Origin of the sequence: Hydrogenophilus thermoluteolus (assembly GCF_003574215.1) — a bacterium.
Taxonomy (GTDB): Bacteria; Pseudomonadota; Gammaproteobacteria; order Burkholderiales; family Rhodocyclaceae; genus Hydrogenophilus; species Hydrogenophilus thermoluteolus.
In genome coordinates, this window is record NZ_AP018558.1 from 670881 (window position 1) to 685890 (window position 15010).

Genomic DNA, 15010 nt, shown 5'->3' on the forward strand with positions numbered 1-15010 from the left:
ATTTGTGTTAGATTGAGCCATTATAGCCGAATGGTGAAAAGGGAAAGGGGAGTGCGGTGAAGACGCTCCAGTCGACGCCAGAACGGATGGCCGAAGTGCTCCACCACATGGCGGAGGAGAGTTGGGATCCGATCGGAATGAGCGCGCCGCTCCTTCATGCGCTGTTTGCTTGGGGTGCGCATCCGCTCGAGGCCAACGCGTTGTGGTGGCGCGCCGCCGAAGATAGCGCGCGGTGGCAGCAGTTCGTGTGGCAGCGTGTGCTTGGGGAAGCCGATGCGCCCCCACCGTTTCCGCCGGTTGCCGATGATACCCGCTGGGATCATCCCGCGTGGCAGACTCATCCATTCTGGGCTGGCTGGCAGCAGGCCTATTTGGGCGCAACGCGTCTCATGCAGGATGCCCTCTACGCGACACCGGGACTGAGCGAAAAGGAGCGCCGCCGAGCGGCGTTCTGGCATCGCACCTTTGCCAACGCGCTGGCGCCGACGAACTTTTTCTGGAGCAACCCAGAGGCGCAACGTCGCGCGTTGGCAACTAGCGGCGCATCGCTTTGGCAAGGCATGAAAAATTTCTGGGCCGATGTCGCTGCGGGACAGGTCCGGATGTCACGCACCGACGATTTTCGTGTCGGCGAGAACCTGGCGACCACCCCGGGGCAGGTGGTGGCCCGGAACGCGTTGGCCGAGGTGATTCGCTACCATCCGGCAACGCCCAATCAATACGCGCGGCCGCTCGTGATCGTTCCGCCGTGGATCAACAAGTTCTACATACTCGATTTGACACCGCAAAAAAGCCTGGTGCGCTTTTTGCGCGATGCGGGTTTCGACCTCTTCATCATCAGTTGGCGAAACCCCACTGCCGAAATGGCGGCGACCACTTTCGAGGAGTATTTGCGCTTGGGGATCGATTGTGCGGTGGAGACGGCACGGACCTTGAGTGGCAGCGACAAGGTCCAGGCAGTCGGCTATTGTCTGGGAGGAACGGCGCTGGCCAGTTACGCGGCCGCCAAGGGGGCGGAGCAGGGAAGCGAAACGCCGCTTGCCAGCGCGACGTTCTTTACGACCCTGGTCGATTTTTCTGCACCAGGGGATATCGAGGTATTCGTCGATCCCGGAACGGTACGCTATCTGTGCCACAAGATGCGGCTGACGGGGTATCTCGACGGCGCGGAGATGGCAGCAGCGTTTCGGTTGTTGCGCGCCAATTCGCTGATTTGGCATTACGTCGTGCACGGGTGGCTCTATGGCGAGGAGCCGTCGCCGTTCGACGTTCTTTACTGGAACATGGATACCACACGGATGCCAGCGGCGATGCACTGCTGGTATCTGCGCGAACTCTACCTGAAAAACCGCTTGGTACGTCCCGGTGCGTTGCAGTTGATGGGGCAGCCGATCGACCTACGGGCGATCACCGTGCCGGTCTACGCCGTGGGTGCGGAAGACGATCACATCGCGCCGTGGCGCCAGACCTATCAGTTGCTCAAACACGTGCGGGGCCCCAAACGGTACGTTTTGTCGAGTTCGGGGCATATCCTCGGTATCGTGAATCCGCCGAAGGATCCCCCCAAGCGCCACTACCGAGTGAGCGACTTTGCCATGCTCGTGCCGAAGGCCGAGGAGTGGTTTGCGGCGACCGACCCGCAGCCCAACAGTTGGTGGTCCGACTGGGTCCTTTGGTTACAACGGGAAGCTGGGGAGCGGAAAACGGCGGCGGATCCGGAAACCTGGCCCAACTTGGGTGCTGCGCCTGGGCGGTACGTCCATGAGTGACGAGGTGCATTCACCCACAAACGGGCGGGGACTTCCTTAGGGCGCGGTTGCGTTTGCCGGATCTGTGCGCTCTGGATAGAGGAGTTGGCGTAACCCTTCGCGATCCAACAGCACGATTTCGCGGCGATCCACGCGCAAATAGCCCGCTTCTTGAAACGCGGAAAGCGTACGCGAGACGGTCTCGAGTTTGAGCCCGAGGTACGATCCGATCTCTTCGCGGGTCATCCGAAGGCGAAACTGGTTGGGCGAGAACCCGCGGGTAGCGAAGCGCTGCGAGAGGTTGAGCAGAAACGCCGCAAGGCGCTCTTCGGCGCGCATCGAGCCCAGAAGGGTCATCACGCCCTGTTCGCGCACGATTTCGCGCGACAGCACTTTGTGGAACTGGGTCATCAACGCGGGAATCTCTTGCGCGAGCGCTTCGAGCTGCGCGTATTCGATCACGCAGACTTCACTGTCTTCGAGCGCAATCGCGGTGACCGCGTGGCGTCCGCTGCCGATGCCGTCGAGCCCGAGGAGCTCCCCGGTCATCTGAAACCCGGTGACCTGTTCGCGGCCGTCCGTGAGGGTGAGGACGGTTTTGAACGAGCCAAGGCGCACGGCATAGAGCGCTTCGAACGGGGCTTGGCTTTCGAACAGGGCTTGGTGGCGTTTCACCCGTTTGCGTACCGAGACCAGGGTGTCGAGCTTTTTGAGGTCGTTTGCCGGTAGCCCGACGGGTAGACAGAGCTCGACGAGGTTACATTGCGCGCAGGCGATGCGCAATTGTTCGGGTAGCGCCGCGGGTCGCATCGCGTTCTCCAGGGGTTGGGGTTTGTGGCCGCTCATTGAGGTGTGTCAAAGACAGTCGCACTTTTTTGTGCCATAGTATCGGATTGTGATCGAGTCCGCAAGGAGCGTGACCGTGAGCCAGTTTTCGCAAGCGGTGGTGTTCGACCCGGAGTTGATTCGCCGTTTCGACATCGCTGGGCCGCGTTACACCTCTTATCCGACTGCAGACCGTTTCGTCGAGGCGTTTGGCCCGGAGGCTTATGGGGAAGCATTGGCGAGTCGGGCCGTTGCCGGCGTACAGCGGCCGCTGTCGCTCTACGTCCATATTCCGTACTGCAACACCATCTGCTACTACTGTGCGTGCAACAAGATCATCACCAAAGACCATTCCCGCTCGTCGCGTTATCTCGATTACTTGGAACGGGAGATGGCGCTCGTCGACGAAAAACTCACGGGAAGCCGCACGGTTGCTCAGTTGCACTTCGGCGGCGGTACGCCAACCTTTTTGCACGAATCGGAAATGCGTCGGCTGTGGGCAGCGATCCGGCGCACCTTCACCTTGATCGAGCACGGGGAGTATTCGATCGAGGTCGACCCCCGAAAAGTGGGCCGTGAGCAGGTCTTTCTGTTACGCGAACTGGGGTTCAACCGCATGAGCATCGGGGTGCAGGATTTCGACCCGGTGGTGCAACGTGCGGTGAACCGCGTGCAGTCGCTCGAGGAGACGCAAGGGGTGCTCGAGGCTGCGCGTGCGGCGGGATTTCATTCGGTGAGTTTCGATCTGATCTATGGGTTACCGCATCAATCGGTCGCGCGCTTTGCGAAAACGCTCGACGCGGTGATCGCACTTGCGCCGGATCGGCTGTCGCTCTACAGTTACGCCCATCTGCCACGGCTCTTCATGCCGCAGCGCCGAATCGACGAAGCGACGTTACCCAGCGCAGCGGAAAAGTTGGCGATTCTCAAGATGGCGATCGAACGGCTGACCGACGCGGGGTATGTCTATATCGGGATGGATCACTTCGCGAAACCGGAAGACGAGTTGGCAGTGGCGCAGCGCGAAGGGCGGCTGCACCGCAATTTTCAGGGTTATTCGACGCACGCCGAATGCGATTTGGTCGCACTGGGAATTTCGGCGATCAGTAAGATCGGTCCGTACTACGCGCAAAACCACAAAACGGAAGAGCCTTATTACGACGCGCTCGACCGGGGTGAGTTGCCGACGTTGCGCGGGGTGGCGATGAGCCCGGACGATGTGTTGCGCCGTTCCATCATTCAAGCGTTGATGTGCCACTTCGAGCTTTCGATCGACGCGGTCGAAGAGGCGAATCTGATCGACTTCGCGCACTACTTTGCGCCGGAGTTGGCGGATTTGCGGGAAATGGAAGCAGCCGGCTTGGTGACGGTGAGCGACCGTTGGATTACCGTATTGCCGAAAGGGCGCCTTTTGGTGCGGGCGATCGCAATGGTCTTCGACCGGTACCTGCGCGCCGACCGCGAACGGACCCGTTATTCGAAAGTGATCTGAGCGGGGGGTGTGTTGGGTTCGGTCGGCGGTTATTTGGCGGTTTTTCTCATCGGCCTGTTGGGCGGTGTTCACTGCTTCGGCATGTGCGGCGGGATCGTCGGGGCGTTGTCGCTGCAGACGAACCCGGCCGCGGGTAGTGGCCCTGCGCGGTGGCTTTTGCACCTGACCTACAATCTGGCGCGGATCGCTACCTATACCGTGTTGGGTGCGGTGCTCGGCGGTTTGGGCGCGATTGCGACCGTACTCGAATCGGTGTTGCCCGTTCAATTGGGGCTCTACGTCGTGGCCAACTTGTTGTTGGTGGCGATGGGGCTCTATCTGTTGGGGCAGCCGCAGTGGTTGGCTCCGGTCGAACGGGTTGGGCAAGTTCTGTGGGTCCGGGTGCAGCCGCTCACCCACCGCCTCTTACCGGTCCGTTCCATTCCGCAGGCGGCGCTCCTTGGTGGGCTGTGGGGGTTTCTCCCCTGTGGCTTGGTCTATAGCGTGCTCGCTACAGCGTTGATGAGCGGTAGTGCCGAGCGTGGCGCGTTGGTGATGTTGGCGTTTGGGCTTGGGACGTTGCCCAATCTGCTGCTGGCTGGCTTGATGTTGCACCGTTTTCGGGGTTGGGTGCAGCATCCGTGGGCGCGGTGGGGCGCGGGGTTGGTCGTGGTCGCATTCGGGTTGTGGGGGCTGTGGCGGGCGCCGGAACTGGGCGGCGCGATCTGGCAAGGGGTGGTCTGCCATACGCCGTGATGAAACCGTTCGTGCGCTGCGCACGATCGGTGGCTGGGTTCGGACGGCTTTGCCCGTATAATTGCACACGGTTTTTTTAGCCACTAGGGAGTGATGTCATGGCGTTTGAACGCGTTTCCGCTGGCAAAGACGTGCCGAACGATGTCAATGTGATCATCGAAATTCCGGCGCAGGCCGACCCGATCAAGTTCGAAATCGACAAAGATAGCGACGCGATCTTCGTCGATCGCTTCATGGGGACGTCGATGCGGTATCCCCTCAACTATGGGTATATTCCCCATACCCTCTCTGACGACGGGGATCCGGTCGATGTGCTGGTGATGACGCCGTTTCCGGTTCCGCCGGGGGTGGTGATTCGCTGCCGCCCTGTCGGGATTCTGAAGATGGAGGATGAAAGCGGGGTCGATGCGAAGGTGATCGCGGTACCGGTAAGTAAATTGACGCCGCTCTACGACGCGATCCAGTCGCTCGATGATTTTCCCAAATTGATCCTTGAGCAGGTGAAGCACTTCTTCGAGCACTACAAGGATCTCGAACCGGGCAAGTGGGTGAAGGTCACGGGCTGGGGTGGCGTCGATGAGGCGAAAGCCGAGATCTTGAACGGCGTGAAAAACGCGGCGAAGTAAGGCGCATGAGCGGTCCCTTGCGGATTGCCGTCGCCCAATGCGATCCGGTCGTCGGCGATTTCGATGCGAACGTCGACCGGATCGTCGCCGCGGCTGAGGAGGCCGCGCAACAGGGCGCACACCTGCTGGTGACGCCGGAGTTGGCGCTGAGCGGTTACCCGCCGGAAGACCATCTGCTGCTGCCCGATTTCGCGCGGGCATGCGAACGGGCTTTCGCGACGCTCTGCGCGCGGCTACCGCGTTCCCTCGATGTGCTGGTCGGTTTGCCGCGCTGGCGCGAAAAGGGGTGCGAAAACGCAGCGGCGTGGATCCATGACGGTGCGTTGCTGGGATGGTACGCGAAACACCGCTTGCCCAATTCGTCGGTGTTCGACGAACACCGTTATTTCGTCCCGGGGGACGCGCCGCTTGTCGTCACCTGCCAAGGGGTTCGGGTTGCCGTCGCGATCTGCGAAGATCTCTGGCATCCCGAGCCACTCGCGGTGGCACAGCCGTTGGGTGTCGATCTGGTGGTGGCGTTGAACGCCTCTCCGTTCCACCTGGGCAAAGAGAAAGAGCGGGAGGCAGTGGCGCGCGCACGCGCCGAATCGTGTGGTGCAGGGGTCCTCTACGTCAATAGTGTAGGGGGGCAGGACGAACTGGTGTTCGACGGCGCGTCGTTCGCAGTTGCTGCCGACGGTTCTGTTGTCTGGCGCGCCCCGCAATTCGAGACGGTAACGGCGCTCTTGACCTGGGCGTCTGGCGGTTGGCAAACGGTTCCCGATTCGGCACCCCAGCTTGATGACGAGGATGTGCTCTATCGTGCGCTGACCAGTGCCGTGCGCGACTATGTGAGCAAAAATCGCTTCCGTGGCGCGGTCATCGGTCTTTCTGGCGGGATCGATTCTGCGCTGGTTGCTTGTTTGGCGGTGGGCGCGTTGGGCGCAGAACGGGTGCGGACGGTGATGATGCCGTCGCCCTATACGGCGGCAATGAGCTTGGAGGATGCGGCGCAACTCGCTCAGAATTTGGGGGTTCGGCATGAGGTGATTCCCATCGAACCCGCGATGGCAACGTTTGGTGCGTCGCTTGCGCCGCTCTTTGCCGGTTTGCCTGCGGATACCACTGAAGAGAACGTCCAGGCACGGATTCGCGGGTTGTTGTTGATGGCCATTTCCAACAAAACCGGTTCATTGGTGCTCACCACCGGAAACAAGAGCGAAATCGCAACGGGTTACTGCACGCTCTACGGCGATATGGCTGGGGGCTTTGCGGTACTCAAAGATGTCTACAAAACGTGGGTCTATCGTCTGGCGCGCTGGATCAACCGGGAACAGGAGGTGATCCCGTCGCGGATCATCGAGCGCCCACCATCCGCCGAACTGCGTCCGAACCAGGTGGACGAGGAGCGCTTGCCGCCTTACGCGGTACTGGACGCCATATTGACACGTTTCATCGAGGAGCGGCAGTCGGTAGCGGAGATCGTTGCTGCGGGTTTTGCGCCAGAGGTGGTCGATTCCGTGTTGCAGTTGCTGTTTACCAGCGAATACAAACGGCAGCAGGCACCTTTGGGGCCGCGGGTGACTCGGTGTGCGTTCGGTCGCGACTGGCGGCACCCGGTTACGTCCCATTTTCGGCCCCGAGCGGCCCAACCGTGATAAGGAGCAAGCGATGAAGAAGGTAGAGGCGGTGATCAAGCCGTTCAAGCTCGACGAGGTGCGCGAGGCGCTCTCCGAGGTGGGGGTGAACGGTTTGACGGTGACCGAAGTCAAGGGATTCGGGCGGCAAAAGGGGCACACCGAGCTTTATCGGGGTGCCGAATATGTGGTCGATTTCTTGCCGAAGGTGAAAGTCGAGGTGGTGGTGCCCGATGAGATGGTGGAGGCGGTGGTCGACGCGATCGTCAAAGCCGCGCGGACTGGCAAAATCGGCGATGGCAAGGTCTTTGTTTCCCCGGTGGAGCAAGTGATTCGGATTCGCACCGGCGAACTCAACGAATCGGCGATTTGATCGCGCGAGGTGGTGCGGTGCTACTCGGTGGCAGTGGGCGCGAAGTGGGTTTACCCGTCACGAAGTAAGCTTACCGGTTGGCGCTGGGGGCACGCAGGAGCACCAGCAACGCGCCACTTCCCCCTTGTCGGGGAGCCGCTTCGCAAAAAGCTAGGATCTCTTCGCGCCGGGTGAGCCATTGCCGCGAGAGGTGCTTCAAAACGCTCACGCCACCGGGTGAGCCGTACCCTTTTCCGTGAATGATCCGCACGCAGCGCTCCCCAGCGCGTAACGCCTCGGCAAGGAATGCGCTCATTGCAGTGCGCGCCTCTTCGCGGGTGAGGCCATGGAGGTCGAGCTGACGCCGAATGGTCCAACGGCCCCGCCGCATCTCCGTAATCATGCGCCGGGGAACCCCTGGCCGGAGGAAGAAGGTTTCGCTGTCGTGATCGAGCCAGTCGTCGAGCGTCAACGGCGACAAGAGCTCGGTTTTGATCTGCGCTTCGTCGCGTTCGCGTTGCCGCGGGGTCGGCGGCGGAAGCGGGCGCTCGAGCGTGACGCGATCTTGCGGCGGCAACGGCGCGACGCCGGTTTCGCGTAACCAGCGCTGCCACAGCCGGGCTTCAGCGGGCGAAAGCGCTGGGGATGGGGTTTGATCGGGCGCGGCCGTCGCTGCAGAATCCGCAGGGGAATTTTTGGCTTGTTGTGCTTGCGTGTTTTTGGTCGCTGCACGCGCGATCGCCGCTTGGGCCTTTTGGCGCCAGTAGCGGCGACGATCGGCGGGGGGCAGCGTGCCCGCTTCGACGAGCTGCTTCAGTTGATCCCGCCAATCACGCTTCGGTGGGGTCGCTCTGCTCATTTCCCAGTGGCGAGTGCGTCCAGGTACCGTTCGGCGTCGAGCGCGGCCATGCAACCAGTCCCCGCGCTGGTGATCGCTTGCCGGTAGACGTGGTCTTGAACGTCCCCAGCGGCAAAAACTCCTTCGATGCTGGTTGCGGTGGCATTCCCGTCACGACCGCCGCGCGTGACGATATAGCCATTTTCCATTTCGAGCTGCCCTTCGAAGAGCTGCGTGTTGGGTTGGTGGCCGATCGCCACGAAGACACCGTGGACGGCGAGTTCCTGCGTAGCGCCGCTGTCGCGGTGTTTGACACGGATTCCTGTGACTCCGGTGTCGTCGCCCAAGATTTCGTCGACGACATGGTTGAGCACCAATTCCACTTTTCCTTCGTCGACCCGTTTCATCAAGCGGTCGACGAGGATCTTTTCCGCTCGGAACTGGTCGCGTCGGTGGATCAAATAGACTTTGTTCGCAATATTGGCGAGGTAGAGCGCTTCTTCCACTGCGGTGTTGCCGCCGCCGATCACGCAGACGTCTTGCCCTTTGTAGAAGAAGCCGTCACAGGTGGCGCACGCGGAGACCCCGCGGCCTTTGAACGCTTCTTCCGAAGGCAGCCCCAGGTATTTCGCCGAGGCACCGGTGGCGATGATCAGCGCGTCACAGGTGTATGCACCGGCGTCACCAACGAGCCGGAACGGGCGTTCGGTGAGCACGGCGGTGTGGATGTGGTCGAAGACGATTTCGGTACCGAAGCGCCGAGCGTGCGCTTCGAAACGGGCCATCAGTTCCGGCCCTTGCACCCCGTCTGGGTCTGCGGGCCAGTTTTCGACGTCCGTGGTGGTCATCAGTTGTCCGCCCTGTTCGAGACCGGTGATCAACATCGGTTCGAGATTGGCGCGCGCGGCATAGATCGCTGCGGTGTATCCAGCGGGTCCCGATCCAAGGATGATCAAACGGCGGTGTTGTGCAGACATGGCGTACTCCTATTCGGTTGTGGTGAAGGGGATTTCGCTCATCGGCGGAGTGGGTTCGACGGCACGCGGCCCGACGTTCGCTTCGGCAACGGTGAGCGCCGTCATATTGACGATGCGCCGCACCGTCGAGGTGGCAGTAAGGATATGGACCGGCTTAAGCACCCCGAGCAACATCGGTCCGATTGCGATGCCGTTCCCAGCAGCGGTCTTGAGGAGATTGTACGCGATATTCGCGGCATCGATGTTGGGCAGCACCAAAAGGTTGGCTTCGCCGGTGAGTGTGGAGCGCGGCATGAGTTCCGCGCGCATCGTGGGGTCGAGTGCCAGGTCGCCGTGCATTTCCCCGTCCGCTTCCAGCCACGGCGCGATCTCGCGCAAGATTTTGAGGGCTTCGCGCATTTTCACGGCGCTTGCCGCGTCTGAAGAACCAAAGTTGGAGTGGGAGAGGAGCGCCGCTTTGGGTGTGATGCCGAAACGCATCATCTTGCGCGCGGCCATGCGGGTGATCGCGGCGATCTGTTCCGCGGTGGGGTCGTTGTTGATATGGGTATCCACCAAAAAGAGCTGGCGGTTCGGCAACAAAATGGCGTTCATCGCGGCGTAACAAGTGGCGCCGGGGCGTTTGCCGATCACTTGGTCGATGTAGTTGAGGTGCATCGTGGGCACGCCCCACGTACCGCAAATGAGTCCATGGACTTCCCAATGGCGCAGAAGCATCGCGCCGATCAGCGTATGCCGTCGCCGCATTTCGATCTTCGCCAATTGGGGTGTGACGCCGCGCCGCTCCATGATCTGGTGGTACTCTTGCCAGAGCGCGCGATAGCGCGGATCGTTTTCGACGTTGACCACTTCGTAGTCGACCCCTTCGCGCAGGCGCAGACCGAAGCGTTCGATGCGCTGCGCGATCACCGCGGGGCGGCCAATGAGCACCGGTCGCGCAATGCCTTCGTCGACCACCACTTGCGCGGCGCGCAACACGCGTTCTTCTTCGCCTTCGGCGTAGGCAATTTTCTTGAATTTCGCGCGTTTCGCGATCGCATAGACCGGTTTCATCAAGGTACCGGAGGCATAGACGAAGTTCTGGAGCCGTTCGCGATACGCGTCGAAATCCTCGATCGGGCGGGTCGCCACGCCGCTTGCGATCGCGGCTTGCGCGACCGCCGGGGCGATGGTGAGCATCAAACGGGGGTCGAACGGTTTGGGGATGAGGTAGTCGGGGCCGAAACGGAGTTTTTCCCCAGCGTAGGCCGCAGCGACCACTTCGTTCTCTTCGGCTTGCGCCAGTGCCGCGATCGCTTGGACCGCTGCGATCTCCATTTCGTCGGTGATCGTGGTTGCGCCGACGTCGAGCGCGCCGCGGAAGAGGTAGGGAAAGCAGAGGACATTATTGACCTGGTTGGGATAGTCGCTACGGCCGGTGGCGAGAATCGCGTCCGGTCGAACCGCTTTCGCGGCTTCCGGCAGGATTTCTGGGGTTGGGTTGGCCAGCGCGAAGATGATCGGTTTTTCCGCCATCTTCGCCACCATCTCGGGCTTGAGGACGCCACCTGCGGAAAGCCCCAGGAAAATGTCGGCCCCTTCGATGACTTCGGCAAGGGTGCGCGCCACGGTTTTTTGGGCGAACTGCGCTTTATCGGGGTCCATCAGTTCGGTACGGCCTTCATAGACCACGCCTGCGATGTCGGTTACCCAGATGTTGGCTTTCGGAAGACCCAGTTTGACGAGCAGGTTGAGGCACGCAAGCGCCGCAGCGCCCGCCCCGGCAGTGACCAATTTGACCGCGTCGATCTTTTTTCCGGTCAGGGTGAGCGCGTTCAACAGCGCCGCCGCGACGACGATCGCGGTACCGTGCTGGTCGTCGTGAAAGACAGGGATTTTCAGACGTTCGCGCAGCCTACGTTCGACGAGGAAGCAGTCCGGAGCTTTGATGTCTTCGAGGTTGATCCCCCCGAAAGACGGTTCCAGCGCGGCGATGACTTCGACCAATTTTTCCGGGTCTTTTTCGTTGATTTCGAGATCGATCGCGTCGATGCCGGCAAATTTTTTGAACAGGACCGCTTTGCCCTCCATCACCGGTTTCGCGGCAAGCGGCCCGATGTCGCCAAGTCCCAGGACCGCGGTGCCGTTGGTGATGATCGCAACGAGGTTGCTGCGGTTGGTATATCGTGCGGCGGCGCTCGGGTCTTCGACGATCGCTTCGCACGGCGCGGCGACGCCGGGTGAATAGGCGAGCGCCAGATCGCGCTGGTTCGACAGCGCTTTGGTCGGGACGATCGCCCATTTACCCGGGGTGGGATGTTCGTGGTAGTCGAGCGCAGCGCGTTTCAATTCTTCCCGCGCTTCCTGCACGGCTTCGGGGCCTTTGGTCGATTGCGTCACAATGTCACTCCCTGAGTTCCCGAGGTGGCGAAATAAGCGATTTTAGTACGAGTGGTTTGGCTGCGCGCGGATGCGCCAGTTCGTACCTTATTGCTCGGTATAATAGCCTGCTGTTGTGCGATCGACGAAATGGCGCGGTTTTGACGAAGAGACGTTTCGCCCGCTTGCTCCATGAGGGGAGTTGGCTGCTCCTGGCAGCGGTGGGTGCCTATTTCGCGCTCGTTTTGCTGGGGTACCACCCGGAAGATCCGGGGTGGTCGAAAAGCGGGACGGCGCTCACGGTCCAGAATCCGGGTGGGCGGCTCGGTGCCTGGATTGCCGATCTGTGGTTTTTCACCTTCGGTTGGTCGGCGCTGTGGTGGATCGGACTCTTCGTCCGTGGCGTCGTGGGGTGGTGGCGCGCCTTCACCCATCGCGCGTTGGAACCGGGCGACGCGCATCCGGATGGTTCGCTGGCCAACTGGTGGCAGTGGCGATGGTCGTGGGCGGGTACCACACTCGGTTTCCTGCTGTTGCAGGTGAGTTCCAGTGCGCTGGAATATTTGCGCTTTCATCGCTTTGGCGACAGCCTGCCGCAAGGGGCGGGGGGGGTGCTCGGGCATGCACTGGGTGAGTTCGTTGCGCTGCGGTTGGGGTTCGTGGGCGGAACGTTGCTCCTCCTGGCGCTTTTTCTCGTTGGGTTCAGCCTGACTTGGGGGGTGAGTTGGGGCGAAGTCACGGAGGCCATCGGGCGGTGGCTGGAGGCGCGTTGGCAACGCTGGCGGGAAGGCAAAGCGGGGCCGATAGTGGCCCCGTCGACGGATGCGCGGACGGGCAACGCCGATTCTCAGGGCGTGTGGCGACAGGGGTTGCAATCTCTGCAAATGGCGGCTTTTAGGGCCTATCGTGCGCTGCGTGCGTTGTGGTTGCGCTGGACGCAGCGCGCCAAACGATCGGCGCAACCGACACCGGCGTTCGGACCGATCGAGGAGCCGCGCTGGGCGGCGGAGCCCTCGCTCGACCCCTCCGGTGCGGACGCGGTGCCGCACGACGTTGAACCGATACCGACGGGTGCCCATGAACCGGATCGTTCAGAACCCGAACCAGACGCGAAACCGGAAGTGCACGCTGCATCTGCTGCGCCCGAAACGTCCGTCGCCTCGGACAGGATGCCTGTCGAAACCCACGCAGTTCGCGTTCAGGGGGCTGTAGAAAAAGGGGCACGCCTGGCGCCGAAACCGGGAGATTCCCCGATTCCACCGCTGGCGTTGCTCGACCAGCCCAAACCCCAACCCAGCTCGGTCACGCCGGAACGGATCGCGGAGACCTCGCAGCTGATCGAGTCGAAATTGGCCGAGTTCGGCGTGCGCGTCACGGTGGTGGGCGCAATCCCTGGCCCTGTGGTCACCCGCTACGAGATCGAGCCGGCCACTGGCGTGAAAGGGGCGCAGATCGTCAATCTGGCGAAGGATTTGGCACGCGCGCTTTCGCTGGTTTCGATTCGCGTGGTCGAGATCGTTCCCGGTAAGAGCTGCATGGCGCTCGAGGTGCCGAACCCCACGCGGCAGATCGTTCGGCTGCGGGAGGTACTCGACGCTTCGGTTTATCGCAATGCCAAATCGCCTCTGACCGTCTGTTTGGGCAAAGACATCGGTGGCGCACCGGTGGTCGCCGATCTGGCGAAGATGCCGCACTTGCTGGTGGCGGGAACGACCGGATCGGGCAAATCGGTCGGGATCAACGCGATGATTTTGTCGCTGCTCTACAAATCGGGACCCGAAGCGGTGCGGTTGATCATGATCGACCCGAAGATGCTCGAATTGTCGATCTACGAAGGGATTCCGCATCTTCTGGCGCCGGTGGTGACCGACATGCGGTTGGCGGCGCAGGCGCTCAACTGGTGTGTCGGCGAGATGGAGCGGCGCTATAAGCTGATGGCCGCGTTGGGCGTGCGCAACATCGCTGGGTTCAACGCACTGATTGCCGAAGCGGCTGCGAACGAGCAGTACGTCCCCAACCCCTTCTCGCTTTCGCCAGAGCATCCCGAACCGCTCGAGAAGCTGCCGTATATCGTGGTCATCGTCGATGAACTCGCCGACTTGATGATGGTGGCTGGAAAGAAGATCGAAGAGCTGATCGCCCGCTTGGCACAAAAGGCGCGCGCCGCGGGGATTCACCTCATTCTTGCGACACAGCGCCCGTCGGTCGATGTGATTACGGGTCTGATCAAGGCGAACATCCCCACCCGCATCGCGTTCCAAGTTTCGTCCAAAGTGGACTCGCGAACCATCCTCGACCAGATGGGTGCCGAAACGCTGTTGGGGATGGGCGATATGCTCTTTCTGGCGCCCGGGATGGGAACGCCGCAGCGGGTGCATGGGGCATTCGTCGCAGACGACGAGGTGCATCGCGTGGTGAATTACCTCAAATCCTTCGGGCCTCCGGAGTATGTCGAAGCGATCACCGCCGATGACGACGAAGTGCCAGGGTCGGAGTGGGGCGATGGCGCGGGGGATGCCGAGCGTGATCCCCTTTATGATCAGGCGGTCGAGATCGTTTTGCGGACGCGACGCCCTTCGATCTCGTTGGTACAGCGCCATTTGCGTATCGGGTATAACCGGGCGGCGCGCCTCATCGAAGCGATGGAGCAGGCAGGATTGGTTTCGCCGCCGGAAGCGAATGGCAACCGCAAGGTGTTGGTACCGGAGCAAAACGGATGAAGGCGTGTGGCGCAAAACGGTTTTTGAGGGGGTGGGTTGCGTTGCTTCTCTTTTCATTCGTGCTCATACCCCTAAGTGAGGCGCAATCGGCAGCGGACGAGCAGACGCAAAAGGCGTGGGCAACGCTCATCGCTTGGGGAGAAGGGGTTACCTCTGCAGAGGGGGTGTTTCGCCAGATCGAGCGCCGGAGTGACGGGCGGCGGCGGGAGTTGGAAGGGGTATTCGCATTCGTCAAACCGTTACGTTTTCGTTGGACGATCGAGCGCCCTTTCGTGCAGGTGACCGTGAGTGACGGCACGACCCTCACCGTATGGGATCCAGAACTTCGCCAAGCCACGGTGCAGCCACTCGATCCTGCTGCGTTACGCGCCGGGCCACTCGCTTTTTTTCTGGCACCCGAGACGCTGCCCGAGAGATTCACCTTGGAACGTTTTACCCAAGCAGGCGGGGTGCTTCGCTGGTCGTTACGGGCGCGAACCGATGACGCGGTGGTACGCCGCGTCGAGGTCACCATCGCAGACGAGCGTCTGCGTGCGCTCACGATCGAAGACGCGTTGGGTCAGACGAGCGAATTGCTGTTTACCCGCTTCGAACGCACAATGCCGCAACCGGAAGCGTTCCAACTCACGTTGCCTCCGGACGCCGTCGTGTTGCGCACCCCGCAGGGTGCTGCTGCTGCGGAGACGCCGCGGTGAGCCGTACGACAACGCCCCCCATCCAAAC

General features: G+C 61.6%; 12 protein-coding genes. 8 read left to right on the forward strand and 4 right to left on the reverse strand.

Annotated elements, in window-relative coordinates; all coding sequences use genetic code 11:
• Nucleotides 1-56 precede the first annotated feature (56 nt).
• Nucleotides 57-1769, forward strand: coding sequence for a PHA/PHB synthase family protein (locus HPTL_RS03280; protein ID WP_197713757.1), 1713 nt, complete (start codon nucleotides 57-59; stop codon nucleotides 1767-1769).
• 36 nt (nucleotides 1770-1805) lie between these two features.
• Here HPTL_RS03280 and HPTL_RS03285 read toward each other — a convergent pair whose 3' ends face one another.
• Nucleotides 1806-2558, reverse strand: coding sequence for a helix-turn-helix domain-containing protein (locus tag HPTL_RS03285; protein WP_119336050.1), 753 nt, complete (start codon nucleotides 2556-2558; stop codon nucleotides 1806-1808).
• 112 nt (nucleotides 2559-2670) lie between these two features.
• Here HPTL_RS03285 and hemN point away from each other — a divergent pair, with 112 nt between their 5' ends.
• The 5 genes from hemN to HPTL_RS03310 all read left to right on the forward strand — a co-directional run bounded on the left by hemN (nucleotide 2671) and on the right by HPTL_RS03310 (nucleotide 7415).
• The gene (gene hemN / locus HPTL_RS03290) at nucleotides 2671-4065 is read left to right on the forward strand and encodes an oxygen-independent coproporphyrinogen III oxidase (protein WP_197713758.1); all 1395 of its coding nucleotides are present in this window, start codon (nucleotides 2671-2673) and stop codon (nucleotides 4063-4065) included.
• Between the two features lie 9 nt (nucleotides 4066-4074).
• Nucleotides 4075-4800 carry a sulfite exporter TauE/SafE family protein gene (locus HPTL_RS03295; protein WP_197713759.1) on the forward strand — a complete coding sequence of 242 codons (726 nt, stop codon included), beginning with the start codon at nucleotides 4075-4077 and terminating at the stop codon, nucleotides 4798-4800.
• A gap of 98 nt (nucleotides 4801-4898) precedes the next feature.
• Nucleotides 4899-5426 (forward strand): inorganic diphosphatase, encoded by a 528-nt coding sequence (ppa, locus tag HPTL_RS03300; protein ID WP_119334704.1) that lies wholly within the window; start codon nucleotides 4899-4901, stop codon nucleotides 5424-5426.
• Nucleotides 5427-5431: 5 nt separating this feature from the next.
• Nucleotides 5432-7063 carry an NAD+ synthase gene (locus tag HPTL_RS03305; RefSeq protein ID WP_119334705.1) on the forward strand — a complete coding sequence of 544 codons (1632 nt, stop codon included), beginning with the start codon at nucleotides 5432-5434 and terminating at the stop codon, nucleotides 7061-7063.
• A gap of 13 nt (nucleotides 7064-7076) precedes the next feature.
• Entirely contained in the window at nucleotides 7077-7415 is a 339-nt protein-coding gene (locus HPTL_RS03310; RefSeq protein ID WP_119334706.1) for a P-II family nitrogen regulator, read from the forward strand.
• A 70-nt stretch (nucleotides 7416-7485) separates the two neighbouring features.
• Here the strand turns inward: HPTL_RS03310 and HPTL_RS03315 are convergent, their stop codons facing one another.
• The 3 genes from HPTL_RS03315 to HPTL_RS03325 are packed head-to-tail and all read right to left on the reverse strand — an operon-like array spanning nucleotide 7486 to nucleotide 11588.
• Complete coding sequence (locus tag HPTL_RS03315) at nucleotides 7486-8253, reverse strand: Smr/MutS family protein (RefSeq protein ID WP_119334707.1); 768 nt, start codon at nucleotides 8251-8253, stop codon at nucleotides 7486-7488.
• Nucleotides 8250-9209, reverse strand: a complete 960-nt coding sequence (gene trxB / locus HPTL_RS03320) for a thioredoxin-disulfide reductase (RefSeq protein ID WP_119334708.1) — start codon at nucleotides 9207-9209, stop codon at nucleotides 8250-8252. Before trxB ends, HPTL_RS03315 begins: the two co-directional genes overlap by 4 nt.
• A 9-nt stretch (nucleotides 9210-9218) precedes the next feature.
• Nucleotides 9219-11588 carry an NADP-dependent malic enzyme gene (locus HPTL_RS03325; RefSeq protein WP_119334709.1) on the reverse strand — a complete coding sequence of 790 codons (2370 nt, stop codon included), beginning with the start codon at nucleotides 11586-11588 and terminating at the stop codon, nucleotides 9219-9221.
• A gap of 140 nt (nucleotides 11589-11728) precedes the next feature.
• On the opposite strand from HPTL_RS03325, the gene HPTL_RS11535 reads away from it, so the two are divergent.
• Nucleotides 11729-14287: a DNA translocase FtsK gene (locus tag HPTL_RS11535; RefSeq protein ID WP_197713760.1), complete on the forward strand. Its 2559-nt coding sequence runs from the start codon at nucleotides 11729-11731 to the stop codon at nucleotides 14285-14287.
• Nucleotides 14284-14982, forward strand: a complete 699-nt coding sequence (locus HPTL_RS03335) for a LolA family protein (protein ID WP_119334710.1) — start codon at nucleotides 14284-14286, stop codon at nucleotides 14980-14982. The genes HPTL_RS11535 and HPTL_RS03335 overlap by 4 nt, the downstream gene beginning before the upstream one ends.
• Nucleotides 14983-15010: the final 28 nt, after the last annotated feature.